This is a genomic window from Psychrobacter sp. 1U2, assembly GCF_051847575.1.
The window spans coordinates 1-546 of sequence record NZ_JBPYDC010001666.1 but is presented as its reverse complement, the minus strand read 5'-3'; the positions used below and the strand labels follow the sequence as shown (position 1 = coordinate 546).

At 35.7% G+C, this 546-nt stretch carries 1 protein-coding gene; it reads left to right on the top strand.

What is annotated here, in order from left to right:
- The first annotated feature begins 216 nt into the window (after positions 1-216).
- A complete protein-coding gene (locus tag ACS8FD_RS23770) occupies positions 217-417 on the top strand; it encodes a hypothetical protein (protein WP_439261650.1) in 201 nt (66 codons plus the stop codon).
- Positions 418-546 lie beyond the last annotated feature (129 nt).

Below are 546 nucleotides of genomic sequence, written 5' to 3'. Positions count from 1 at the left end.
AAATCCAGATGAAAAGAATTCAATTCGATAAAAACTGTCAATGAGTGCAGTGATAACTGGCAATACTCGTTGTATAGCCAATTCGCTATAAAAACGATACACCAGTTGCGCATTACGTTACAACGTATCGATTTTATTTGGTATCGATTATATTTACAAGTGCTACATATAGTGGTCTGGATATAACTTAGATGTTCATAATAAAAAGGAAGACTAATGAGTACTCCCAAAGATAATGATGTTAATAAAGACTACGAGTTAAAAGATGCAGACGACAATAAAGGTATCGTACCTGATGATGCGCTGCAAAAAGCGAATCCAGCTGCTGCTGAGCGAAAGAGTGAGGATCATGATCCGCACCATATTGCAAAAGATGCCAAGCAATACGATAGTCCACTCATGGAAGATGACAAATAGCGTCTTTTTTACAAGCTATAAAGGTAAAGCAAATAAATAATAGACCAAAGTAAAAAGGTACTATCGCCAATCAAGTGATAACTTTGATCAGCAATAGTACCTTTTTGCTCTATCTATAGGACTATATCT

Bases quoted from the DNA above. Each gene is read 5' to 3' on its own strand.
- ACS8FD_RS23770 (WP_439261650.1), top strand. From the start codon at position 217: ATGAGTACTCCCAAAGATAATGATGTTAATAAAGACTACGAGTTAAAA.